Source organism: Priestia flexa NBRC 15715 (assembly GCF_001591565.1).
In the GTDB taxonomy this organism is placed as follows: domain Bacteria; phylum Bacillota; class Bacilli; order Bacillales; family Bacillaceae_H; genus Priestia; species Priestia flexa.
Map to the genome: position 1 here is coordinate 1 of NZ_BCVD01000025.1, position 25,113 is coordinate 25,113.

The window sequence follows — 25,113 nt, forward strand, 5'->3', positions numbered from 1 at the left end:
TTTTACATCCATTCTAGATAGAGAACAATGGTGATGAGTGAAAAAATAGCAAGAAGGAAAACATCGAACGTGGTGGGGAAAAAAAGCGTTCGAATTCCTTGAATAATCGTCAGGGGAATGATGAATTGGGCACACGCTGCGCCAATCGTTTTAAACCAGCGCTGTACTTGATAAGAGTTAAACTGTAAGTTAATTCGTTTTTTCATACTTCATATGCTCCTTTCCTGCTTGCAGGCCGTTACATAATAATGTATGAATCATGGGCGCTAGGTGTTCAGTTTTTTTTCGTAAGATCTGGCGTGTTTGTGAATAGAATGAGAAAAAAATGGAGAAGATTATTGACGAATTCATATTTTTTCATATAGTATAATTAAGAGAAAATCATATGAACATACAGTGAGTAGGAAGAGTACAAAATAAAGCACCTTTAGAGAGAGAAATCAGCAGCTGAAAGATTTCTTAGGAAAGCTTATTTGGAAGGTCGCCTATGAGTAGTTTTTTTGAACAGACTTTGGTCTAAGTAGAAGAAACCGGTTAATGAACCGTTATGAAATGAAGTGTATAGACGTCTTTACGGGAGAAGTCTATAAAAAAAGGTGGTACCGCGAAATCAACTCCTTTCGTCCTTTTATGGAAGAAGGAGTTTTTTTATGTTCATTCGAGCTTTCGCATATCGAAAGCTATATAAGAAATTATACATGGAGGTACAGAGTATGTCAGAACAGGAAGTAAAGCTTTCAACGAAGTATGACCCAAAATCTGTTGAAGAAAATCGCTATCAATATTGGTTGGATGGGAAGTTTTTTGAAGCAACAAACGATGCTGAGAAAGAGCCCTACACAATCGTGATCCCACCGCCAAACGTAACGGGTAAACTTCATCTAGGGCATGCTTGGGATACAACGTTACAAGACATTTTAACGCGTATGAAGCGCATGCAGGGCTATGACGTTCTATGGTTGCCTGGAATGGATCACGCCGGTATCGCTACGCAAGCAAAAGTAGAAGAAAAGCTTCGTCAAGAAGGAAAAAGCCGTTATGACTTAGGGCGTGAGAAGTTTGTAGAAGAAACGTGGAAGTGGAAAGAAGAATATGCCAGCTTTATTCGTCAGCAGTGGTCCAAGCTAGGCCTTGGCTTAGATTATTCTCGCGAGCGCTTTACGTTAGATGAAGGCTTATCAAAAGCCGTTCGTGAAGTATTTGTTAAGCTATATAAAAAAGGCTTAATCTACCGCGGTGAATATATTATCAACTGGGATCCAGCAACAAAAACAGCCCTATCTGATATTGAGGTTATCTATAAGGATGTGCAAGGTGCATTTTACCATATGCGCTATCCGCTTGCCGACGGTTCTGGGCATATTGAAATTGCAACAACACGTCCGGAAACAATGCTAGGTGATACGGCAGTTGCTGTTCATCCTGAAGACGAACGCTATAAGCATTTAATTGGTAAAACGGTTAAGCTTCCGATTGTAGGTCGTGAAATTCCTATCGTTGGTGACGATTATGTAGACATGGAGTTTGGCTCAGGCGCTGTGAAGATTACACCTGCTCATGATCCAAACGACTTTGAAATTGGGAACCGCCACAATTTAGAACGCATTCTTGTGATGAATCAAGACGGTACAATGAACGACAAAGCAGGAAAATATGAAGGTATGGATCGCTTTGAATGTCGTAAACAAATCGTAAAAGATTTACAAGAAGATGGCATTTTATTTGAAATTGAAGATCACATGCACTCTGTAGGTCACAGTGAACGTAGTGGAGCTGTGGTCGAGCCTTACTTATCAACGCAGTGGTTCGTGAAAATGCAGCCGCTGGCTGATCAGGCAGTTGAACTTCAAAAAAGCGAAGAAAAGGTTCAGTTTGTTCCAGATCGCTTTGAAAAAACGTACCTACACTGGATGGAGAATATTCGCGACTGGTGTATTTCACGTCAGCTTTGGTGGGGACACCGTATTCCAGCTTGGTATCATAAAGAAACTGGAGAAGTGCACGTTGATCATGAGCCTCCAGCAGATATTGAAAACTGGGAGCAAGATTCAGACGTACTTGATACGTGGTTTAGTTCAGCTTTATGGCCATTTTCAACGATGGGTTGGCCGGACGTGGAATCGATTGACTTCCAGCGCTACTATCCAACAAATGCGCTTGTAACGGGCTATGACATCATCTTCTTCTGGGTATCTCGCATGATTTTCCAAGGTCTTGAATTTACAGGCAAGCGTCCATTTGACGACGTATTAATTCACGGACTTGTACGTGACGAGCAAGGCCGTAAGATGAGTAAATCTCTTGGAAACGGTGTAGATCCGATGGAAGTGATTGAGAAGTACGGTGCCGATTCACTTCGCTACTTCTTATCAACGGGAAGTTCACCGGGACAAGATTTACGCTTTAGCTTTGAAAAGGTTGAAGCAACTTGGAACTTTGCTAATAAAATTTGGAATGCATCTCGCTTTGCATTAATGAATATGGATGGCATTACGTTTGAAGAACTTGATATGTCGGGTGAGAAATCAGTAGCGGATGAGTGGATTTTAACACGCTTAAATGAAACAATTGAAAGCGTAACGAAGCTAGCTGATAAGTATGAGTTCGGCGAAGTAGGACGCGTGCTTTATAACTTTATCTGGGATGACTTCTGCGACTGGTATATTGAAATGGCAAAGCTACCTCTATATGGAGAAGACGAAGCGGCTAAGAAAACAACTCGTTCAATCTTAGCGTATGTGTTAGACAACACAATGCGACTTTTACATCCATTTATGCCGTTTATTACCGAGGAAATTTGGCAAAGCTTGCCGCATGAAGGCGAATCGATTACGGTAGCGAAATGGCCAGAAGTACGCCCAGAGCTAACAAATAAAGAAGCGGCAAACGAAATGCGCTTACTTGTAGACATCATTCGTTCAGTGCGTAATATTCGTGCGGAAGTAAATACGCCAATGAGCAAGCAAGTACGCTTGTTCATTAAAGCAAAAGATGAAGCGATTCAAGCGCAGCTTGAGAAAAATCGTGCATACATCGAGAAATTCTGTAATCCAAGTGAGCTTGCAATTTCTACGGAAATCTCTTTAGACGAAAAAGCAATGACAGCTGTTGTAACAGGAGCTGAATTAATTCTACCTCTTGAAGGGTTAATTAACATTGAAGAGGAAATTGCGCGCCTTGAAAAAGAATACGATAAGCTGAATAAAGAAGTGGAGCGTGTTCAAAAGAAACTTGGAAATCAAGGTTTTATCGCAAAAGCACCGGCAAAAGTAGTAGAAGAAGAGCGCCAAAAAGAACAGGATTATGTTGAAAAACGTGAAGCTGTTCAAGCGCGTATTGTCGAATTGCGCGGGGAATAATAGAAAAAAGCGCTGCTTGTGAAGCAGCGCTTTTTGTATACATAACGGAACCACAACCAGACTTTTAAGTTCATTCGATTTTTACTGTTGCATTCGCTATAATAATCATAATACAAAAAGAAGGGTGACCGTGATGATACAAACATATGATGAGGCCTTACAATGGATACATAATCGCTTACGTTTTGGCATGAAGCCTGGCTTAGAGCGAATGAACTGGATGCTTGAACAGCTTGATTATCCCCATCAAAATATAAAAGCTATTCATATTGCGGGCACAAACGGAAAAGGCTCAACCGTTACGTATCTGCGCTATATGCTCCAAGAAGCAGGGTATGATGTAGGCACATTTACTTCTCCTTATATTGAAACATTTAATGAGCGAATTAGCATAAACGGAACGCCAATTTCAGATGAGGAAATGCTTCGCCTTGTACAAGAAGTTAAAGCAGTTGTAGAAAGAGTAGAAGAGACAGAATTTGGCGCTGCGACTGAGTTTGAAGTTATTACGCTCATGTTCTTTTTATATTTTGGCTACCATAACCGCGTTGATTATGTTCTTGTTGAAGCTGGACTTGGTGGTCGATACGATTCAACAAATGTCGTTGAACCACTGTTAACCATTATTACGAATATTGGCTTTGATCACATGGCTATTTTAGGGAATACGGTAGATAAGATTGCGTTTGAAAAAGCAGGCATCATTAAGCGAGGCGTGCCTTTAGTAACGGGTGTAGAACAAAAAGAAGCGATAGAAGTAATTGAAGGAATAGCTCGTGACCATGAGGCGTCGCTAGATCGTTTGGGCAGTGAGTTTACAATTGAAAGTTACAGTGCTTTAGAAAATGGCGAAGCCTTTACATTACAAACACCTATCCATACTTATGAGAACCTTGAACTTGGCATGTTTGGCTATCATCAAGTGAAAAACGCATCCTTAGCGGTTCGAGCTTTAGAGCTGTTAGGACAAAAAGGAGAACTACAGCTTTCTCAAGCTGATTTAGCAGAAGGGTTAAAAAAAGCACGCTGGAGTGGACGCTTTGAAAAAGTGAGTGATTCTCCACTAGTTATCATTGATGGTGCCCATAACCAAGAAGGTGTAAAAAGCCTACTAAGTACGCTGCGTCTTCACTATGAAGACAAGCAGATTCACATCATTTTTAGCTGCCTAAATGACAAGAGTGGTAAAGAAATGGTGAAAAGTTTAGAAGGTATTGCTGAAAGTATTACCTTTACATCGTTTGATTTTCCAAGAGCGAGAACAGGACAAGAGCTATATGAACTCAGTAAGCACCCTAGTAAAAAAGTGAATGAACAGTGGCAAGAAGCAATTGAACAAGCTCTTTTACACCATGCAAAACCAAATGACTTAATCGTCATTACAGGTTCACTTTACTTTATTTCAGAAGTTCGATCATTCTTATTACGCGCCTAAAAAGCAAGTCGTCACCGAACGGCTTGCTTTTTTATTTAAAATATTTCGTGAATGACACTGTGAATAAAGAACTATTTTTATTATAATGATGGTAAAACATACTAAAGAGAGGAATAAAAGATACTATGACCAAAGTTATAGGTGAGTGGATAGGATTCTTTATTGCAATCTTGTTGTTCAGTACGTTCGTTCCTCTACAAGGACAAGCTGCAAGCAGTACTCCTGCTTTAAATGTGAACGTAAGCCCGTCAAAAGAAGAGTTTTTAAAGCCTTTAGGTGCTGATGCACAGGGAGATTTAAATATTACGCTTAATCCAGAAGGAAAGCTTGATGATATTTCAAATGAGCTTAGAAAGCCTTTAGACGTGGTGTTTGTGCTTGATAAATCCGGATCGATGGGTCCTTTATATGGAAATAAGTTAGATGATGCTAAGAAAGCGATGAATGAAGCAGTTAAAGTTTTTCAAGCAAATCGTTTAGCGAATGATCGGTTTGGACTGGTAACTTTTGATACGGACGTAAAGGATGTTATTTCTTTAACCTCCGATCTTCAAGCCATTAATAAAAAGGTTCAAAGTATGACGGCTGATGGAGGAACAAACTATGCACAGTCACTTGAACGAGCAGGTGATATCTTAAAAGATTCAAAGAATGATAAATATATTATCTTTCTCACAGATGGATTTCCTACCCAAGCTCAGGAAGAAAAGTATTTTAACTTTTCCGGTAACGTTCGCAAATGTAACTCTTGGGGATATTGTAAGTATGACTATGTAAGGGTTAATAGTCATAAAACGGTATATTACAATGTATATACCAATGGTTCACAAGATGCGTATATACTAGATGATGATGGCTATAGAATATATGTTAATACATCTGGAACTCCACAATCGATTATTAAAAGCTTGAGCACTAATCAAGCTCTCAGTCTAGCCAATCAAAAGGTCAAACTTTACTCTATAGGTTTTGGAACAAATCAAGAGTTAGACATGAACTATTTAACTAAGCTCTCAGAAACTACTGGCTCTAAAGCCTATCAAGGTGATACAAGCAACCTAAGCGATTTATTTCGAAGCATTACGACTGAAATTGGGCAATATGCAATGAAAGACGTGCAGGTGAAAGTGAAAATTCAGGGAAGCGGAACGTCGTTTCCTGGAAAAGTGAAGTTAGCCGATAATGCGAATGCGTATATGGACGGTGACTATGCGGTGATTAATTTAAAAGACGTTCCGTATGTATTAGGTCAAACGCCTTCTGCGACATCGTATTCCCTACCCCTTACGTTTGATACCAAAGGAACGTATAATTTTTCAGACGTCTCGTTATCCTATAAAAATTTAAGCGGTAGTTCCATTTTGAAAAAGCACGATGCAGTAAAGGTTGAAATCAAGGATAAAATTGCTCCAACGTTTAAAGGAACGGTTGGTTTTTTAGATACAAACAAAGTAGGTCGGCTTATTAAAAAAGAAGATCGAAATAGCGAATCTAACCAATTTGATTTAATCTATACGCTTACACCTGATGCAACTTTAGAAAAAGCTGATCGAGGCACGCTGCAAACTATTAAACTAACGCAGATTCTTCCTGAAGGGATAACGGTTGTTAATCCGCCTTCAAACGTCAGCGTGAAAGGAAATCTCATTGAAGTAACGTTTACGGATATTCCCTATAACAATGGTTCGTTTAGCATTAACAAGCTAACGCAAACGATTAAACTTCAAGCAAATTGGGCAATGAATCAAACGTTCCAGAATCCAACTGTCTCGTATAATGACAGTAATGCAGGAGCAAGAAGCGTCATTTTAACAGCTCCAAAATTACCAATCATCGCGAAGGTTGTATTAGAAGATACCCTTGAGAAATATAGTGGGGATGCATATGGTAACATTGAAAAGATAACAAAAAATACCAATACGCTTATTCAAACAATTAAGCTAAAAGATGGAGAACAAGAGTTAGCTCAGCCAATTAAGTCAATGGTATTTACAGGTGATAAAACAGCAATTGACGTAACGTATAGCAATGACACAAAAAAGCGGCTGAAGCTTGTTCCTTCGTTTGAAATAAGAGGTCAAGATTCAAACGAAGTGATTAAAAACGGTAGTGTGTCATCGGAAAAAGTAAAGTTCTCGTTAGTGGATTTAATTCCAGGAGAAGGTGTAACGTATGAATATAAGGTCAACAACGGTAGTTGGACAACCTTTCAACAAAAAGATGAAGTTACCGTTGATAAAGTAGGAGAAGTAACGATTAAAGTTCGTGCAACGGGTGGTTTTGCAAAAGCTAATCAAGAGGTTACTCAGACAGTAACTATTCGGAAGTTAGTTGACAATATTAATGTTGATCCAGCTAGCGTGACGCTGTTTGTTGGTGAAAAAATAACGTTAAATGCATCTGTTTCACCAGCGGATGCCACGAATAAAGATGTTAAATGGATGATTTCTGATACGGGGATTGTTAAAAAAGATATACTCGTAACGGGTTCATCTAAATATGGAATTATTGGTGTGGCACCAGGAAATACGACTGTTGTAGTAGAATCAGTAGACGGAGCTGTGAAAAAGGAAATTCCAGTACAAGTGCTTGATGATTTTAAATTTAAATATCCTTCGATTACGATGGAACCAGGAGAAGAGCGCAATATAAAAGATTTACTTGTTTATCGTAATGGTGGGCTTTTAGATACGCTACTAAATCGTCAGGTGATAGAAAGTATTGTTACTGAGCCAAAGGATAACCCGTCATTTAGCATTGTATCTAAAGATAACAGCATGTTTATTGTGGCCAAAAAAGTAGGATATGGATCTGTGGTGGCAACTGGAGCAAAAGTGAAACAAGACGGAACAAGGGCTAGCTCTAGTATGATCGTTATCGTGAAAAAAAGACAAGGAACAGATGGATCTGGGGCGAAGTGGTGAGTGAAAGCCGTGATGCTAAGCATCGCGGCTTTTTGCTGTTCAAAGTATTGTCACTTTAATCAATGGGAAAACTGATATATAATTGACATGAATCCAAACGTAAGGAGATTGTGAAAATGAGTAAGGAAAATGAGAAAATAGTGCCGACTAGTAATAAAAACTATACGGGCATTATCTTAACGGTTTCATTAATTGCAAACGCAATTATCTTAGCACTGTTCTTTTCACCAATCGGTTATCAAGGAGAGGTTCACTTTGATTTAACAATCTTTCCGCGATTAAATGCAATATTAAACAGCTTTACTTTTATCTTTCTTGTAGCGGCACTAGTATCAATTTTAAAGAAAAACATTAAAGCTCATAAAGGGTTTATTTTAGCGGCATTTTCTTCGACACTATTGTTCCTTGTTTTCTATTTGACGTTTCACTATATGTCAACAGAAACAGCAACGTTTGGTGGAGAAGGAATTATTCGCCCAATCTATTTCTTTATTTTAATTACTCATAGCTTCTTAGCGGCCGTAGTTGTTCCACTTGCGCTGTTCTCAACGGTTTGGGGTTGGACGATGCAAGTAACTAAGCATAAAAAAATCGTTCGTTGGACAATGCCGATTTGGCTATATGTAAGCTTTACAGGTGTGCTTGTATACCTATTTATGGCACCTTATTATTAAAAAAATCTTCTCCTGACGGAGAAGATTTTTTTAATTTCGAGGTTGAATGGTTGCTTCTGGTATTACTTGAAGCGTATCAACAAGCGGTAGAGATTCAAGCTTTGTTAATAAGACGCTGCGGTCATAAAGAACGTTAAAGCGAGAATACTTTCCTACTTGTGAGGTACTAGATCGGTCGATGTCTTTTTCAGTTTCTACGTTACCTCTCACAGCATTAACCGTCAGCGGTCCCTGAGAGAAAATTCCACCGTCGATGGCAAACAGTGAGCCTACGCCGTAAAGCTCAGCTGAAGATTCCGTATAGAAAAAGCCTTGTAACAGCGAGAATACATCTTGCTGTTGATCTTTTAAGTTTTTGAAATTGACTCTTTGTTCTTCTTCGTCATTAAACGTTGTAAACTCATTAATTCGGTTTAAATTAATAGGACCTTTAGCAAGTAAAATCAGCATTCCTTTTTTTCCTTCATTAATATAATTAAAGCCTTCAATACTAACATTGGTAATTTTAACCTCTCCACCTGTATAGACAATGGAATCAAACATCCCAATTTCCTTTTCGGCGGTTGAAACATCCGTATTACCTGTAATCGTCAAATTGTTTTTTACCACAATGTTCTTTGTTAATTCAAAAGTGCTGTTTAAAGGTTTCAAGGTTAAATTGTTACCCACAAACAATGGATGATCTAACGAAATGTCATCGTTTGTATCGATGAGTAAGCTTCCACCTAGGCAATAAGGTGAAGCTCTATGATTTTGTCATTTACCTGCGCCAGTTTTCAACGCTTTTAAAGGCGGGAGTGACGGTTGTAGAGTCGACGCGTATCTTATCTGCTCAAACCGAAAGTAAACTACTACAGCGAGCGCTTGTACAAATTGAAGAAGAAATTCGGGAAGGAAATGCGCTATCCTCAGCTTGTGCGAAATTTCCTCATGCGTTTCCAAGCATGTTTATTAACATGGTTAAAGCAGGTGAAGTAGCCGGTAATCTCGATGAAACGCTTGAACGCCTAGCCGATTATTTTGAAAAGCAGCACCGCACGCGACAAAAGATTATCTCAGCACTGGCTTATCCAGCAGCGGTGGGCGTCGTGGCCATTGCCGTCGTCATTTTCTTGCTTGTATCCGTTGTGCCAATGTTTGTAGATATGTTCAAAGATTTCGGAGCTGAGCTTCCAGTCATTACGAAGTTTGTATTGGCTTCAAGTGAATTTATGCAAAAATTTTGGTGGGTAATTGTTGGTTTATCTAGCATCATTGCAGTAGGACTTTCACTTTTATATAAGCGCCCACAAACAAAGTATTATTTAGACTATGCCATGTTAAAGCTTCCCGTATTTGGACCAATGCTGCAAAAAGCGGCTATCGCTCGGTTTACGCGAACGCTAAGCTCGCTGTTTTCAAGCTCCGTGCCAATTTTACAAGCCATTCACACCGTTGAAGGCGTTATTGGGAACGAAGTTGTATCTCAAGTATTAAAAAAAGCGCGAACATCTCTTGAAAAAGGAGCTTCCCTTACCGAACCGATGGAAAAACACTGGGTATTTCCACCGCTTGTGACGCGCATGATTTTAGTTGGTGAAGAAACGGGTGCACTCGATACGATGTTAAGCAAAGTGGCAGATTTCTACGAAGCGGAAGTTGAAACGACAACGGATCGGTTAAAGTCTCTCATCGAACCGTTAATGATCGTCTTACTAGCTGTACTTGTAGGGACAATTGTACTAGCGATTATGGTGCCGATGTTTGATTTATTTAATCATGTTGATTCGTACTAAAACTATTTTCATATTTTGTAAATTATTGTATAATGAAAAAAATGAATAAAATGACCTATAAATCCATTGTGTGATTTCAATCGGGATAAGAAATCAGCATGATAGGAACAAATGAAATCTTCATTTACCATAACGTTTGCAGCGTGGTATTTTCTTTACTTTTTTACTAGTTATAAAGTATGAGGGTTTATGGTCCTGATTCTGCTGATTTTTTACATATTCAACAGAATAGAGAACAGAATGTAGTACAAGCACAAAAGCTTAATGCTCATCGGTTCCATTTTCAAGTCAAACGGTGGATTTATGCAAAATGTACAAAGGAAAAGGAGAGAAACACATGATGAAAAAGTTCTTGAAAAATGAAAAAGGATTAACGCTTATCGAGCTACTAGCCGTAATCGTTATCCTGGGTATCATCGCAGCGATTGCTATTCCAAGTATTGGTGGGATTATTCAGAAGTCTCGTGAGGATGCGGTGAAGGCTGATGCATTGCAAGCTATTAACTCAGCTAAAGTATATATGTCTTCTAATACAACGTCTACTGGGGGAAGTACTACTACTATAACAAGTACACAATTAGAGCCTTATTTAGATGTGGAAAATGAAGATTTTACCGTTACAAATGTTATCTATGACGGTTCTGATTATAAGTTTAATGGGACTGGTAAAGCTGGGAGTGTGACACTTACATTTACCAATGCAACTACAAAACAAATTAAAGCAGATAATAAGAAAGATACAAGAGTAATAGGTGATTCTGGAACAAATTCAACTGCGGATTCCAAACAATAACTATTATAATGTATATTTTATTTGAGCTTTATATTCTAACCCTAGGTCTCATCCTAGGCTCCTTCTACAACGTAGTCGGCTTACGCATTCCGGCCAGGGAGTCAATTGTGAGGCCACGGTCTAGCTGCCCGAGCTGTCAGCACGTTTTAACAGCTTGCGAGCTGGTGCCGGTGCTGTCGTATTTGGTTCAAAAAGGGAAGTGCCGCAGCTGCGGGACGTCGATTTCAATTAAATATCCGATGATGGAACTTTTGACAGGCATATTATTCGTCCTGTCATTTCGTTTATATGGCTTTCAGTGGGAAACGCTTGTTGCGTGGACTCTTGTATCGCTCCTGATGATTGTGGTGGTATCCGATTTGGCGTATATGCTCATTCCGGATAAAGTGCTGCTGTTTTTCTTACCGGTTGTAGTCGTTCTTAGACTGTTTGTTCCGCTCGACCCTTGGTGGGATATGTTTCTAGGTGCTGCAGCTGGCTTTGGACTGCTCCTTTTAATTGCTCTCGTTAGCAAAGGTGGCATGGGCGGAGGCGATATTAAGCTATACGGAGTGCTTGGGCTTGTGCTCGGATTTAAGCTCGTGCTCTTGTCCTTCTTTTTAGCCGCGGTAATCGGTGCAATTGTTGGAATATTTGGTATGATAGTAGGGAAAGTCCAACGCGGAAAACCAATGCCATTTGGCCCATCGATTGCAGGAGGAACGCTTGTTGCATATTTTTATGGTGATTTTCTGATAAACTGGTACTTTACATTTTTAATTTAGCAGGTGAACAACCATGGCCTTACGACTTCCGTCAATGAAAAGTAAAATAGGCAATTTGATTATTAAAGACCATGTCATTCGATATATTGAAGTGAAACAAGCAAGTCCGGTTGTTATTTCGAAACAGCATGAGCGTCATTTACCTCATGGCTTAATTCAGCAGGGGAAAATTGTGGATGAAGAGTCGTTGCTGTTTATTTTAGATGAATGCGTGAGAGATTGGAAAATTAAAAAGATGAAAGTGCGCTTTATTGTTCCGGATAACAAGGTGGTTATCCGGCAGCAGCAGCTTCCAGAGCACGTGAAGGAAGAGGAGATTCGAACGTATTTGTTTATGGAACTTGGCGCTACGATTCATTTGCCGTTTGAAGAAGCTATTTTTGACTACGTTATTCATCAAAAAACAGAAAAGCAAACGGAAATCACGCTTTTTGCTGCGCGAGAAGATACGGTTGTTAGCTATATGGAACTGATGAAAAAAGCGAAGTTAAAGCCGGTTGTTGCGGACTTGTCTTCGCTTAGTACATACCGACTTTTCTTCCAGGCTGACCTCGTTCGCTCTCAGGCGCACTATATGGTTTTGCAAGTGGATTCGTTTAGCATGAATGCCAGCTTATTTGCGAACCATCGTCCCGTCTTTATGCGCCATATGTCAGTTGGAGAGTACTGTAACGGCTGGACGGTGGAGCAAGAAGGAGACAAAACTTCTCTGCAGTTTTATGGTGACAAACATGAGCAAATACAAGCATTCTATGAAGCTATTCAAGAGCTAGAGCGAATCGTTAGCTTTTATCAATTTTCTATTAATAAAGGTGAACAACTCATCTCCAAAGTTTTTGTGACCGGTGACCATCCCTATATTCATGAGTTAATGGAGCAAATGCAAGAAGCTGTTAGCATTCCATTTGAAGTGATTAACCATGGAATGAGTCGTCAAGAGTTGATAGACGACGTGAAGCCCAGCTTTCATTTGCCGCTTGGCTTGGCACTGAAAGAGGTGAGATGATGCTTGTTGAAATTAATCTCTTGCCCCAAAAAGAACGTGGAAATAAGCCGTTTGTTTGGGGGCTAGTTACCATTGCTGCGCTAGTGCTGTTGGTGGGGAGCTTTATCATTTGGGAGTATTTTAGTTTAGTAGAAAAAGAGCAGTCAGCAACGATAGCGATTCAAGAAGTACAGGTAGACCAAGCTGTCAAAAAAGCGCAGCTTCAAAAAAGCAACGACGGCAAGGAAGTTGAAGAGCTTGTTTCAGCGATTGAATGGGCGCAGAGCTACCCGATGAAAACTGTTCCAATTATCAAAGAGTTTACGGCTGCGCTCCCTGACCGAGGCTTTCTTAAACGATTTGCGTACAGTGCAGAAAACGAGACGGTAGAAATTCAAATTCAATTCGACGAACAGCGCCAGAGCTCCTATTATTTAAGCCGATTAAAAAATGATGTATCGATTGTAAAAGATGCGCAGGTGTTAACGGTGGAAGCTGAAAAAAGTGAAAAAGAGAACGAAGATAAAACGATTCAAAGTGAAGAAAGTATTATTCCGCGCTATGTTGCAACGTATAGTGTTCAGATTGATCGAAAAGCAGTAGGCAACCTTGTTAAGAAAGAAAAAGAAAAGGAGGACCAATGATGATGGGACTATCCAACAAACAGTGGATTATCGGTGCCTCAACTTTTGTTGTTATGGCATCCCTCCTTGTGATTTTATATTTTCAGTTTTTATCACCGTTAAAAACAAATGTTCAGACGCTTGAAGAGGAGCTTGAAGCGGAACAGAGAATTTTAAAATCGTTGAATGAAAGCGGGGCAAATAAGCCGAAAGCCCTTTTAAAAAGCAGCGTGGAGCTACAAAAACAAGTACCCGTACAGCCGTTTACCGAACAGTTTATGCTCGAACTGCAAAAAGCTGAAGTGGTGTCCGATAGCGTCATTGATGAGATGAATTTTGCTGATGGAGAAGGGATTTCTTCACCTGCAGGCGAACAAAGCGCTGAGGATGAAGCGCAGCCTGCTGAAGGGGCTGTCACTCCGGCAGGCTTACAGCAGACCAAAGTCACCGTCACGGTAGAATCGAAGCGATATGATGACCTTTTGACATTTTTACAGACGATGGAGTCTTCAAAGCGCATCACTCAAGTCGAAGCGATTACATTTGATGGACCACAGGATGCAAAGACCATTTCTGATGTAGAAGACCCCGTGCTGCGATATGAGCTAATGCTATCAACATTTTATTACCCTTCGTTAGAGAATTTACGTGATAAAATCCCAGCAATCGACATACCAGAAGCGGGAAACAAAGCTGATCCATTTCAAACGTTAGGTAATCATTAATGAAGTTGATACATAAAGATGAACGAGGACTGACGCTGATTGAAGTTCTAGCGGTTCTTGTAATTTTAGGAATTGTAGCAGCGGTGGCATTTCTCTTTACAAGTAAAGTCATTCAACAATCAAAAGGTCAAGCGTTCGTAGCTAACGCTATTGCTATGAAGGAGTCAGCCACTTTACATAAGCGTTCAAACGAAGTGATCTTAGATGGAAAAGTGGAAGGGAAGCTGACGTATCAAGAATTGATTGAAGAAGGTTATCTTGAGCCGCTCATGGACCCTTATACGAATAAAGAATGGACGACAACAGAAGATGCTGACGGTTCATTTGTAGAGATTCGCTTTGAAGATAATCGCTTAAATTACTATGTTTGCCTAAAGAGTGATACAAAAGTACTTTGCCAAGAGGACGGAGTAGGGATTTTGTCATCGGAGCTTGCGGTCGACAAAATTAAAAATCGTGTAATAAAATAGCGAAACCTTTTATAACAAGACGACAAATGTCTTGTTATTTTTTTTGTCGTCTATGATAGCATGGTAAAAAGTGTATGTGTTAGGTAGCAAAAGGTGGTGAAAAGGTGGACAAGCAAAATCCAAAAGTTACGGTCAAAATTAATGGTAGGGAAAAGAACATAAAAGATACGGATACGCCTAAGGAAAAGGAAGAAGAGGTAGTGTGGGTTCTTCCGGAAAAAGTCGAGGTGTCTGAGCGCAAAGTCGTTTCAATTGAAGAAGTGCGCAACGAAAAGAAAAAACAGCCGAAAAAACTGAAAGAGCAAGTGGGGAAAATATCCATCAAGAAATCATCGTTTTCAGCAGCGAGGAAATTTATTGTGATTGTAGGATTAGCGGTTACCGTTGGCGTCGGGTTTGGAATGTTTGGTTTAAATACGATTACAAATGATAAGCAGCCGTCTCCAGTCAGTCAGAGCCCATCCGCAGTTGCGGTTAACTCCGCAGTGACCGATCATTCGGAGCAAACAAAAGCGACTGAAAAAGAACTGAAAGAAGACGCAAAGCCTGGGGCAACGGCCACGGTTGATGCTTTCTCAATCTATATTGTACAAGCAGGTGTTTTCTCTTCAAAAGAAGCGGCAGCAAAAGCAAAAGAAAGTCTAAGCGGAGAAAGCGTTGTGTTTGGTCAAAGCAATGCCTATACCATTGTCGTAGGTGCTAGTACGAGTGAAGCAAAGGCTAAAGAACTGAGCGATGCCTATAAAAAAAGTGGTGAAGACGCCTATGTAAAATCATATGAGATGAAAGGTGCTGCTCAGCTGGCAGAAAGTGACGAAAAAGTGATGTCCACGCTTCAACCATTTATGGCCAATGTGATGGATCAAGTGGGAAAAGTAGTGGAAGGAAACAAAGCGTCAAGCGTGAGTGAAGTTAAGAAAGAACTGGATAAAATCCAAGAGCAAACGGATAATAAAGAGATAGGAAAGCTAATTAAAACGCTAGAACAATCGGTTTCCTCTCTTGAGTCATTTAATCAGTCTAGTAAAAAAAGCGATGGTGATCAAGCGACAAAGTATATGCTAACGTCCCTTGTTCAGTATCAGCAAATTATTAAAAAGTAAATCAGGTGGCGCTTGCTACCTGATTTGTTTATTGTAAAAAATAGTTAATCTTGTTAAAATTGAGATGTGTTCTTTTTTTCAAATATTCGAAGTGTAAAGGTTGAGATCAATGAACAAAGAATTAATATTAGCCTCTGGCTCTCCTCGTCGTAAAGAACTGCTACAGCAGCTTCACATTCCTTTTTCCGTACATGTAAGCAACGTTGATGAAAAAGTTAATCACAACTATTCACCGTCTGAAGTGGTGATGGACTTAGCGTTGCAAAAAGCGTCTGATGTTGCAACTCTGTATCCGAATCATATTGTGCTAGGATCCGATACGGTTGTTGTGTACAAAGACAGTATTTTAGGAAAGCCAGCTAGCGAAGCAGAAGCAGTTAAAACTTTAGAGATGCTTTCAGGAAAAAAACATCAAGTGCTCACAGGAGTGGCTCTTGTGGAAGGTGAGCAAGTTCAGACATTTTATGAAAAAACAGATGTTGAATTTTGGCCGTTAACAGTAGATGAAATTACGCAGTACGTTCGAACGGGTGAGCCAATGGACAAGGCGGGCTCGTACGGTATACAAGGCCTAGGAGCTGTGTTTGTCAAAAGCATTCAAGGTGATTACTTCTCTGTTGTTGGTCTGCCATTGTCTCGCACAATAAGAGAACTGAGAAAGCGTGGTTTTGTCTACTCCATTTGAGGAGGGAAACCATTTGATGAATGAGTCATTGATAATGAAAGATTTTCCATATGAAGAAAGACCAAGGGAGCGCCTCATGCTAAAAGGTGCTTCCAGTTTATCAAATCACGAGCTTATCTCTATCCTGCTTCGAACAGGAACGAAAGAAGAATCCGTTCTTCAACTTGCCAACCGAATCCTTCGCTATTTTGATGGATTGGAGCTATTGCAAAATGCAACGCTGGATGAAATGGTAAGAATGAAGGGGATTGGACAAGCAAAAGCAGTTCACCTTATTGCTGCGATTGAACTCGGAAAGCGAATGGCTCAGGTGAAACCAGGAGTAAAGTATGCTATTCGAAGCCCAGAAGATGGAGCAAATTACGTAATGGAAGAAATGCGTACATTACTTCAAGAGCATTTTGTCTGTCTTTACTTAAATACGAAAAATCAGGTTCTTCATAAACAAACCATTTTTATTGGTAGCCTCAATTCATCGATTGTACACCCCCGTGAAGTCTTTAAAGAAGCTTTCCGTCGCTCGGCAGCCTCTATTATTTGTGTACACAATCATCCTTCCGGAGACCCTACACCTAGTCGAGAAGATATCGATGTGACTAAACGCTTACAAGAGTGTGGATTAATCATTGGTATTGAACTTTTAGACCATTTAATTATCGGGGATCGAAAATATATTAGCTTAAAAGAAAAAGGATATATGTAATGCTATGCTTTTTAATTTCCTTGAGTTATAATAGTAGTCATGATTTTAAATGACAAGTTCTTTACAATCATCGGTTATTAATAGACAAAGTATGAAAATATATCATACAATATTTGGCGTTGACATCTATAAAAGAAGTATAGAAAATAAAAAATGTTAATAATGAAATGGTGAAATCGACTGAGAGGGTTTAGCCTTTGCATTTCGGTAAGAGAAAGGAAGAGACACATGTTTGGAATCGGTACTAGAGACCTTGGAATAGATTTAGGTACTGCAAATACACTTGTTTATGTTAAAGGAAAAGGAATCGTTGTACGTGAACCGTCAGTTGTAGCATTACAAACAGATACAAAGCAAATCGTAGCGGTTGGTAATGATGCAAAAAATATGATTGGTCGTACACCTGGAAATGTTGTAGCACTTCGTCCTATGAAAGATGGAGTAATTGCAGATTATGAAACAACAGCAACAATGATGAAATATTACATCAAACAAGCGCAAAAGACAAAAAGTTTGTTTGCTGGCAAGCCTTATGTAATGGTATGCGTACCATCGGGAATTACGGCTGTTGAGAAGCGCGCAGTCATTGACGCAACTCGTCAAGCAGGCGCTCGTGATGCTTATACAATTGAAGAGCCATTCGCAGCAGCAATCGGTGCGAATTTACCTGTTTGGGAACCAACAGGAAGCATGGTTGTTGATATCGGTGGCGGTACCACAGAAGTAGCCATTATCTCACTAGGTGGTATTGTAACATGTCAGTCAATCCGTATTGCCGGAGACGAAATGGATGAAGCAATCATCCAATATATTCGCAAAAATTACAATCTTATGATTGGTGAACGTACGTCAGAAGCGTTAAAAGTGGAAATTGGTTCAGCAGGTATCCCTGAAGGAATCGACAACATGGAAATTCGTGGACGTGACTTATTAACTGGATTACCAAAAACAATTGAGATTTCAGCAGAAGAGATTGCTGATGCGCTGAAAGATACGGTTTCAGCAATTGTTGATTCAGTAAAAGGTACGCTTGAAAAAACACCACCAGAACTAGCGGCAGATATTATGGATCGCGGAATTGTATTAACAGGCGGTGGCGCTTTACTGCGTAATTTAGATCGTGTAATTAGTGAAGAAACAAATATGCCTGTTGTCATTGCAGAAGATCCGTTAGACTGCGTAGCAATTGGAACAGGAAAAGCATTAGATAATATTGATTTATTCAAAAATCGTACAAGCGATTCGTATCGCTAAACAGTAAGAGGTGTAAATCGTGCCACAGTTTTTTTTAAATAAGCGTCTAGTTATTTTGTTAGTTAGTATTATTGTATTAGTGGCATTGATTGGTTTTTCGTTAAATGGTCGTAAAGATGTAACGTGGCCTGAACAGTTTGTGAAAGACACGGTCGGTCTTGTTCAGGCTACATTTCACCAACCCGCACAGTATGTAGCGGGTTTCTTTGAAAATGTAGGTGACCTAAAGCGTACATATGAAGAAAATGAAGTGCTAAAAGCACGTCTTGATGAGCGTATGCAATTAGAAGCGAAAGTAAGTGAGCTAGAAACAGAAAATGATAAGCTGCGTGAACAAATGGATAAAGAAAGCGACCTCAAAGCTTACGATCCAATTGAAGCAACGGTTATCGCTCGAAACCCAGACCGTTGGCATGACGTTATTGCCATTGATAAAGGAAAAGTTCACAATGTTGAAGAAAACATGGCCGTGATTACGCCAGGTGGACTAATTGGGAAGGTGAAACATGCTTCTCAGTTTACTTCAACGGTTCAATTAATTAGCTCATCCGATCGCACCAACCGCGTATCGGCTAAGATTCAAGCGGAAAAACCTGTGTACGGTTTAATTGAAGGATACGACGAAGAAGAACAAGCTCTTTTATTAAGACGAATTCCATTTGATGCTGAAATTAAAGAAAAACAAAAAGTTGTTACCTCTGGCCTTGGAGGCGAAGATGGTGTATTTCCAAGCGGACTTGTTATTGGAGAAATTACGAAAATTGAGCCTGATGAGTACGGTTTAACACAAAAAGCATACATTAAGCCATCAACGGACTTATACGATCTTGATCATGTTATGGTCGCTAAAAGAAGTACAGTGATGTCTGAAGACAGCTTAGAAGCAGAGGAGGAAGAGTGATGAAACGCTTCCTCTTACCTTTCATAATTCTAGTTATTTTTATGTTAGAAAGCATTTTTGTGAACTTTGTTGCGATGCAGCCAGCTTTTCGAGACTGGCTTTTATCGCCGCGCTTTGTTTTAATTGCGCTCGTATTTATGACCATCTATATTAATCGCAAGCAGGCGATGATTTTTGGGATTGTTTTTGGATTTTTATATGATATTGCCTTTACGGACGTACTGGGTATTTATGCACTTGGCTTACCAGCCGTTTGCTATATCGTGTCACAGCTTATAAAGATTTGGCAAAACAATTTGTTAGTGGTGCTTTTAATTTGTTTGATCGCAGTTGCCATTATTGAGTTTTATGTATATGGCATTAATACAATTATCGGGGTATCGGATATGCTAATGGGGCGTTTCTTAGCCGAACGATTTTATGTAACTCTGATTTTAAATGCAATTTTTACGGTGATTTTTGCGCTACCTCTACAAAAGTGTTTTCAATATTTTTCACTGTTTTATGCAAAGGAACGATAATACTTCAAAAAAAGTCAATTTTCTAGTTCCAAATTCGTAGAAATGTTGTGATTCTGCGAGTGAAAAAAAGGAATTGGTAAGTCTCTGTCGAAATTATATATTCGTTGAGGTGAGCGTCTTGAATAAACAAAAGCAACAAAATATAACTATTAAAGGAACGAAAGATGGACTAACGCTCCATCTCAATGACGCATGTTCGTTCGAGGAGCTATTAGCTGAACTACAGACGAAGCTTTTGACGAATAAACATGGAGATGACGAGCAGCATGTCACCGTATATGTAAAAGCTGGAAATCGTTTTATGACTGAAGACCAGGAAAACGAGTTAAAGGCGCTCATCGAGAAGAATCGACACTTAGTAGTCAAAAAAATCGATAGTAACGTCATTTTAAAACAGGATGCATTACGGGTAAAAGAAGAAGAAGAATTAGTTTCTGTTGCAAAAGTTGTTCGCTCAGGACAAGTACTTCACGTCGAAGGAGACTTATTGTTAATCGGCGACGTCAATCCTGGGGGAACCATTGTAGCAGGGGGAAATCTTTTTATATTAGGTGCTTTAAAAGGAATTGCTCATGCAGGGTATCGTGGTAATAAAACAGCGGTTATTGCAGCTTCAATTATGCAACCGTCTCAGCTTCGAATTGCTGATGTTATCACACGACCTGAAGAAGAGGATAGTGAAAAAGAGCAAAGTGTCATGGAGTGTGCGTATTTAGATGACGCGAATCAAATAGTTATAGACCGCGTTCAAGGTTTAGCGAGTCTACGACCTAACTTGACAAGGTTAGAAAGGAGAATTTGACAGTGGGAGAGGCTATTGTTGTTACGTCTGGTAAAGGTGGAGTTGGAAAAACAACGACATCTGCCAACTTAGGTACTGCGCTAGCGTTAGCTGGAAAGCGCGTTTGTTTAGTAGACACTGATATCGGTCTGCGCAACTTAGATGTTGTGATGGGACTGGAAAATCGAATTATATATGATCTTGTAGACGTGGTAGAAGGGCGCTGCCAACCTCAAAAAGCCTTAATTAAAGACAAACGATTTGAATGTTTGTATCTGCTTCCTGCTGCTCAAACGAGCGATAAGACAGCTGTTCAGCCAGAGCAAATGCGCGAGCTGATTCTTGAATTAAAGCAAGAGTATGACTATGTCATTATTGATTGCCCAGCTGGTATTGAGCAGGGATATAAAAATGCAGTAGCTGGCGCAGATAAAGCGCTTGTTGTGACAACTCCGGAAGTGTCAGCTGTTCGTGATGCTGATCGCATTATTGGGTTGCTCGAGCAAGAAGATATTGAATCGCCAAAGCTTGTCATTAACCGAATTCGAAGCCATATGATGAAAAACGGAGATATGCTTGATGTGGATGAAATTGCTCAGCTGCTTGCAGTTGACCTCATCGGAATTGTAGCCGATGATGAAAATGTCATTAAAGCATCTAATAGCGGTGAGCCCATCGTTATGGACCCATCTAGTAAGGCTTCCATTGCTTATCGTAATATTGCGCGACGAATTCTTGGTGAAACCGTTCCTTTACAATCGCTTGATGATGAAAATAAAGGGATGTTCGCACGCATCAAACGATTCTTTGGTGTACGTGCATAAAAACAAAGCGTTTGTTTGAAAAGCTTCCATTGTGGAAGCTTTTTTTGTTTCACTATTCATCATTTTTATCCTGTCATAACGATGCCGGACAAGTCATACATTAAATTATATAAGTTTAAGGACAAGGAGAATGATGAATCATGAATCGACGTGCTGATGAAATTCGAAAGCGAATTGCTGAGCGTAAAAAAAGGCAGCTTTCTACTGCTAAGAAAATCCCGCATGAACCGCTTCATACGTCATTGATGAGTGAAGAAGAAAAGTATGGACTTCCTGATTATTCACCTATTGAATATACACCTACTAAAAGTAGCGGTGAGCGCTATCCCTTTTTTCGAAAAGAGCGCTTCTTTTTTAAAGTCTTAGCGTCAGCTTGCTTAGTACTTATCGTCGCTATTTTATTTAAAAGTCCTTCCCCAACGTTTGAAAAAGCAAGGGTGTACATCTCTACAGCGATGGATCAAGAATTTCAGTTTGCTGCTGTTTCATCTTGGTACGAAGATCAATTTGGCAAACCGCTCACGCTTTTACCACAAAAGGCTGAACCTAAAAGCGATGAACAAAGCGTCAGCGGAGATTATGTTATGCCTGCATCTGGAAAAGTAATGGAGACCTTTGAAGAAGATAAGCAGGGTGTAACGATTCAAACGGGAGCAGATTCTGTTGTCGAAGCGATGAGCGAAGGAATTGTTCGCTATGTTGGAAAACGAGATGGAATTGGAAACACAGTAATTATCCAACATGCTGATGGCTCTGAAACATGGTATGGGCAACTAAAGACGGTTGATGTAAACGTTTATGACTTTGTTAATAAAGGAAAACAACTTGGCGTAGTAGCGAGTTCAGATGACGGAGAAACAGGCCTCTTTTATTTTGCAATTAAAAAAGGTGAAAAGTTTGTGGACCCTAGTCAGGTGATTCAATTTGAATAGCTACTTATCACTGCTGATGAAAATTCATATTCACCCTCTGTTGTGGGGGGTTTTTATTATTGGGATTTTTACAGCGGCGATTAAGCCGCTGATGATTTTGTTTGTGATTATCCTTATTCATGAGTTGGGTCATGCGCTTGCTGCTCACCATTTTTCATGGCGAATCAAGCGAATTATGCTGCTGCCGTTTGGTGGAGTAGCGGAAGTGGATGAACATGGAAACCGTCCATTTCGTGAAGAGCTAATCGTTACGATTAGCGGACCTATTCAGCATATTTGGCTCGTTGGCGGTGCTTATTTATTTGCTGAGCTTGGTTGGATTCAAGCGGAAACGTATGAACAATTTCTCTATCAAAATGCGCTTATCTTCTTTTTTAATTTGTTACCTATTTGGCCTCTAGATGGAGGAAAGATTTTGTTTTTATGGTGCAGTAGATATGCGCCGTTTTTAACAGCACATGAACGAATGCTAAAACTATCAAGTGGATTTTTAATAGCGTTATGCCTCTATACGGCCATTTTTTATGCAATGCACCTTCATTTATGGATGGTGCTAGCCTTTTTGATTCTTTGTCATTATCAAGAATGGCGAAACCGTCATTTTGTCTACATGCGCTTTTTACTAGAACGATATCATGGGAAAGAAAATGCAATTTCTACTTTACAGCCAGTAACTGCTTCTGCAAATGAGCAGATTTATGATGTATTAAAAAAGTTTAAAAGAGGCTGTAAGCATATGGTTGTGTTTCAAGCAAACGGTGAAGCGTTGAGAATTGATGAAAACGAACTGCTTCATGCTTATTTTGTGGAGAAAAGAGTGGACAGCTCGCTTGATGAACTTGTATCTATCTATTAAAATCAAGTAACATATAAAGAAGGTAAGGTTCGGCTGAACGTGTAGCCGGACTTTTTTTATTGAACATTAAAGAAGTGGAGATTTAAACGTGAGAAAATGTATTATTAATGCTGCAACAAAATCGAAGCGCATTGCCGTTATAAATGATGGAGAGCTAGAAGAGATTTATTTAGAAGAGCAGAATAAGCACCAAATTGTTGGTGATATTTATATAGGTCGAGTTGTGAGGGTTGTACCAGGTATGCAGGCCGCTTTTGTTGATATTGGTCTATCACAAAATGGATTTATTCATCAGCAAGAGCTCGTTTCATATCGAAATGATTCGGACACTCAAAGAGACAGTAAGCCAATGTCAGCTTTTATTCGAGAAGGAGAAGCTATTGTTGTTCAGGTGATTAAAGAAGGAATTGGAACAAAGGGACCGCGCTTAACCGGTGTGATTGAATTTGCAACGGAAGAACTTGTTTATTTACCAGACGGAAACTATGTGGCAACTTCGAAAAAGATGAAGGAGAAAGAGCGAGTTAAGTGGAAGCAGCTTGGTCAACAGCTGGTTGAAGAGAAAGAAGGCCTTGTCTTTCGGACAGCTGTTCAATCGCTGACAGAGGAACAGGTAATAAAGAGAGTCAAAGAGCTGCGAGTTCAGTATCAACATGAAATCGTAGCGAACAAGAATCAAAAGGCACCGAAGCTCTTAAAAAAAGGCCAAGAGTTTTTGAATGCATTTGTACAAAATGCGAGTAAAAAATCAATACAAGAATTCGTAGTGGATGATTTTACTGAATACCAACAGCTTCTTAAGGCGTATCCAACATTACCTTTTTACTATTATAAAGGCACTGAAAGCGTATTTGAGCACTATGAGATTGAAAGCCAATTGGAAAAACTTTTGAAACGCATTGTTTGGCTGAAGAGCGGTGGCTATATTGTCATTGATGAAACAGAAGCAATGACGGTAGTGGACGTAAATACAGGAAAGTTTAGCGGGAAAAGCTCATTGAGAGAAAACATTTTACGCGTTAATAAAGAAGCTGCTTTTGAGATAGCTAAGCAGCTAAAGCTTCGCCACATTGGCGGGATGGTATTGATTGATTTCATTAACATGAGCAGCCGACAAGATCGTGATGAAGTGCTAAAGTATGTTCAAGACATTGTAAAAGAGGATGAAGTTCGTACTACCGTAGTTGGGTTTACTGAACTCGGTATTTTGCAGCTAACGCGCAAAAAGGTACGTGATAGCATCGGTTCTACCTTAACGACGGCTTGTCAGGTTTGCAATGGAACAGGACGAGTAATGGATGCAGAAGCCATTGCGTTTCAAATTGAGCGTAAGCTATGGGAATATCGATTTTCAACAGAAGAAGCCATTTGGGTTGAAACGCGCGAAGATGTAGAAAAATACTTAAAGAACGATGGTTTCTTTCATGCGATAGAAGAAATGATTGGACTGAAGCTTTACTGTACGCCAACGCTTTCAGCTTCTCATATGTACCATGTTAAATACGTTGGGAAAGAATCTGTCATTCGGGACAGATTAAGAAAGTAATCTTTTTATGAATAAAGTTGCAAATGTAATTGACACTTACCTTCATACTGTAGTAAGATTTAATATGTTGGTTTGTAGCACCCGTGCTACAACCGCTCAGAACAGGTTTTAAGTCTAGTATAGGCACCTGTGATGGCGAGTCTTAGTTTTTAGAGGAGGTGCAGAGAATGTACGCAATTATCGAAACTGGTGGTAAACAAATTAAAGTAGAAGCTGGTCAAGCAATCTACATCGAAAAACTTGCTGGTGAACAAGGCGAAACAGTTACTTTTGATAAAGTATTATTTGTAGGTGGCGACAACGTTAAAGTTGGTGCTCCATTTGTTGAAGGTGCAACAGTTACGGCTAAAGTTGAAAAACAAGGTCGTGCTAAGAAAATCACTGTATTCAAATACAAAGCAAAGAAAAACTATCGTCGTAAGCAAGGTCACCGTCAACCTTACACAAAAGTTGTTATCGACGCTATCAACGCGTAAGATT

At 39.7% G+C, this 25,113-nt stretch carries 24 protein-coding genes, 1 pseudogene and 2 other annotated features; of the genes and pseudogenes, 23 read left to right on the forward strand and 2 right to left on the reverse strand.

What is annotated here, in order from left to right:
- Nucleotides 1–2 precede the first annotated feature (2 nt).
- Entirely contained in the window at nucleotides 3–206 is a 204-nt protein-coding gene (locus tag BFL01S_RS06335; protein ID WP_025908549.1) for a YszA family small membrane protein, read from the reverse strand.
- A gap of 181 nt (nucleotides 207–387) precedes the next feature.
- Nucleotides 388–631 (forward strand) — a binding site (T-box leader).
- Between the two features lie 82 nt (nucleotides 632–713).
- Here BFL01S_RS06335 and BFL01S_RS06340 point away from each other — a divergent pair.
- The 4 genes from BFL01S_RS06340 (at nucleotide 714) to BFL01S_RS06355 (ending at nucleotide 8,392) form a co-directional block, all read left to right on the forward strand.
- Nucleotides 714–3,359: a valine--tRNA ligase gene (locus BFL01S_RS06340; RefSeq protein WP_061785233.1), complete on the forward strand. Its 2,646-nt coding sequence runs from the start codon at nucleotides 714–716 to the stop codon at nucleotides 3,357–3,359.
- 133 nt (nucleotides 3,360–3,492) lie between these two features.
- Complete coding sequence (locus tag BFL01S_RS06345) at nucleotides 3,493–4,794, forward strand: bifunctional folylpolyglutamate synthase/dihydrofolate synthase (protein WP_061785207.1); 1,302 nt, start codon at nucleotides 3,493–3,495, stop codon at nucleotides 4,792–4,794.
- Between the two features lie 125 nt (nucleotides 4,795–4,919).
- Nucleotides 4,920–7,718, forward strand: a complete 2,799-nt coding sequence (locus BFL01S_RS06350) for a VWA domain-containing protein (protein WP_061785208.1) — start codon at nucleotides 4,920–4,922, stop codon at nucleotides 7,716–7,718.
- 116 nt (nucleotides 7,719–7,834) lie between these two features.
- Nucleotides 7,835–8,392, forward strand: coding sequence for a DUF420 domain-containing protein (locus BFL01S_RS06355; protein WP_061785209.1), 558 nt, complete (start codon nucleotides 7,835–7,837; stop codon nucleotides 8,390–8,392).
- Between the two features lie 30 nt (nucleotides 8,393–8,422).
- On the opposite strand, the gene BFL01S_RS06360 is transcribed toward BFL01S_RS06355, so the two are convergent.
- A complete protein-coding gene (locus BFL01S_RS06360; protein ID WP_218008533.1) occupies nucleotides 8,423–9,001 on the reverse strand; it encodes a hypothetical protein in 579 nt (192 codons plus the stop codon).
- A 116-nt stretch (nucleotides 9,002–9,117) separates the two neighbouring features.
- Here BFL01S_RS06360 and BFL01S_RS06365 point away from each other — a divergent pair.
- The 19 genes and pseudogenes from BFL01S_RS06365 to rplU form a co-directional block, all read left to right on the forward strand.
- Nucleotides 9,118–10,167 (forward strand): annotated as a pseudogene (locus BFL01S_RS06365) (type II secretion system F family protein); the annotation flags it as partial.
- A 337-nt stretch (nucleotides 10,168–10,504) separates the two neighbouring features.
- Entirely contained in the window at nucleotides 10,505–10,960 is a 456-nt protein-coding gene (locus BFL01S_RS06370; protein ID WP_061785212.1) for a prepilin-type N-terminal cleavage/methylation domain-containing protein, read from the forward strand.
- 8 nt (nucleotides 10,961–10,968) lie between these two features.
- A complete protein-coding gene (locus BFL01S_RS06375; RefSeq protein ID WP_082802707.1) occupies nucleotides 10,969–11,724 on the forward strand; it encodes a prepilin peptidase in 756 nt (251 codons plus the stop codon).
- Between the two features lie 13 nt (nucleotides 11,725–11,737).
- Complete coding sequence (gene pilM, locus BFL01S_RS06380; protein ID WP_061785213.1) at nucleotides 11,738–12,730, forward strand: type IV pilus biogenesis protein PilM; 993 nt, start codon at nucleotides 11,738–11,740, stop codon at nucleotides 12,728–12,730.
- On the forward strand, nucleotides 12,727–13,353 hold the full coding sequence (locus BFL01S_RS06385) for a PilN family protein (protein ID WP_138116582.1): 627 nt from the start codon (nucleotides 12,727–12,729) through the stop codon (nucleotides 13,351–13,353). Before pilM ends, BFL01S_RS06385 begins: the two co-directional genes overlap by 4 nt.
- Complete coding sequence (locus BFL01S_RS06390) at nucleotides 13,350–14,057, forward strand: hypothetical protein (RefSeq protein ID WP_138116584.1); 708 nt, start codon at nucleotides 13,350–13,352, stop codon at nucleotides 14,055–14,057. Before BFL01S_RS06385 ends, BFL01S_RS06390 begins: the two co-directional genes overlap by 4 nt.
- Nucleotides 14,057–14,527 (forward strand): type II secretion system protein, encoded by a 471-nt coding sequence (locus BFL01S_RS06395; RefSeq protein ID WP_061785216.1) that lies wholly within the window; start codon nucleotides 14,057–14,059, stop codon nucleotides 14,525–14,527. The genes BFL01S_RS06390 and BFL01S_RS06395 overlap by 1 nt, the downstream gene beginning before the upstream one ends.
- 104 nt (nucleotides 14,528–14,631) lie before the next feature.
- Nucleotides 14,632–15,630: an SPOR domain-containing protein gene (locus BFL01S_RS06400; RefSeq protein WP_061785217.1), complete on the forward strand. Its 999-nt coding sequence runs from the start codon at nucleotides 14,632–14,634 to the stop codon at nucleotides 15,628–15,630.
- A gap of 109 nt (nucleotides 15,631–15,739) precedes the next feature.
- Complete coding sequence (locus tag BFL01S_RS06405; RefSeq protein ID WP_061785218.1) at nucleotides 15,740–16,315, forward strand: Maf family protein; 576 nt, start codon at nucleotides 15,740–15,742, stop codon at nucleotides 16,313–16,315.
- A gap of 16 nt (nucleotides 16,316–16,331) precedes the next feature.
- Nucleotides 16,332–17,018 carry a RadC family protein gene (gene radC, locus BFL01S_RS06410; RefSeq protein ID WP_025908535.1) on the forward strand — a complete coding sequence of 229 codons (687 nt, stop codon included), beginning with the start codon at nucleotides 16,332–16,334 and terminating at the stop codon, nucleotides 17,016–17,018.
- 228 nt (nucleotides 17,019–17,246) lie between these two features.
- On the forward strand, nucleotides 17,247–18,272 hold the full coding sequence (locus BFL01S_RS06415; protein ID WP_025908534.1) for a rod shape-determining protein: 1,026 nt from the start codon (nucleotides 17,247–17,249) through the stop codon (nucleotides 18,270–18,272).
- Nucleotides 18,273–18,291: 19 nt separating this feature from the next.
- Nucleotides 18,292–19,173: a rod shape-determining protein MreC gene (gene mreC, locus BFL01S_RS06420; protein WP_061785219.1), complete on the forward strand. Its 882-nt coding sequence runs from the start codon at nucleotides 18,292–18,294 to the stop codon at nucleotides 19,171–19,173.
- Nucleotides 19,173–19,694 carry a rod shape-determining protein MreD gene (gene mreD / locus BFL01S_RS06425; RefSeq protein WP_061785220.1) on the forward strand — a complete coding sequence of 174 codons (522 nt, stop codon included), beginning with the start codon at nucleotides 19,173–19,175 and terminating at the stop codon, nucleotides 19,692–19,694. Before mreC ends, mreD begins: the two co-directional genes overlap by 1 nt.
- A 118-nt stretch (nucleotides 19,695–19,812) precedes the next feature.
- Nucleotides 19,813–20,496 carry a septum site-determining protein MinC gene (gene minC / locus BFL01S_RS06430; protein ID WP_061785221.1) on the forward strand — a complete coding sequence of 228 codons (684 nt, stop codon included), beginning with the start codon at nucleotides 19,813–19,815 and terminating at the stop codon, nucleotides 20,494–20,496.
- Nucleotides 20,497–20,498: 2 nt separating this feature from the next.
- A complete protein-coding gene (minD, locus tag BFL01S_RS06435; protein ID WP_025908530.1) occupies nucleotides 20,499–21,299 on the forward strand; it encodes a septum site-determining protein MinD in 801 nt (266 codons plus the stop codon).
- A gap of 140 nt (nucleotides 21,300–21,439) precedes the next feature.
- Nucleotides 21,440–22,231 (forward strand): M23 family metallopeptidase, encoded by a 792-nt coding sequence (locus BFL01S_RS06440; RefSeq protein WP_025908529.1) that lies wholly within the window; start codon nucleotides 21,440–21,442, stop codon nucleotides 22,229–22,231.
- On the forward strand, nucleotides 22,224–23,087 hold the full coding sequence (locus BFL01S_RS06445) for a M50 family metallopeptidase (protein ID WP_061785222.1): 864 nt from the start codon (nucleotides 22,224–22,226) through the stop codon (nucleotides 23,085–23,087). Before BFL01S_RS06440 ends, BFL01S_RS06445 begins: the two co-directional genes overlap by 8 nt.
- An 88-nt stretch (nucleotides 23,088–23,175) precedes the next feature.
- Entirely contained in the window at nucleotides 23,176–24,633 is a 1,458-nt protein-coding gene (locus BFL01S_RS06450) for an Rne/Rng family ribonuclease (RefSeq protein WP_061785223.1), read from the forward strand.
- A gap of 80 nt (nucleotides 24,634–24,713) precedes the next feature.
- Nucleotides 24,714–24,786 (forward strand) — a sequence feature (ribosomal protein L21 leader region).
- A gap of 14 nt (nucleotides 24,787–24,800) precedes the next feature.
- Complete coding sequence (gene rplU, locus BFL01S_RS06455; protein ID WP_025908526.1) at nucleotides 24,801–25,109, forward strand: 50S ribosomal protein L21; 309 nt, start codon at nucleotides 24,801–24,803, stop codon at nucleotides 25,107–25,109.
- Nucleotides 25,110–25,113 lie beyond the last annotated feature (4 nt).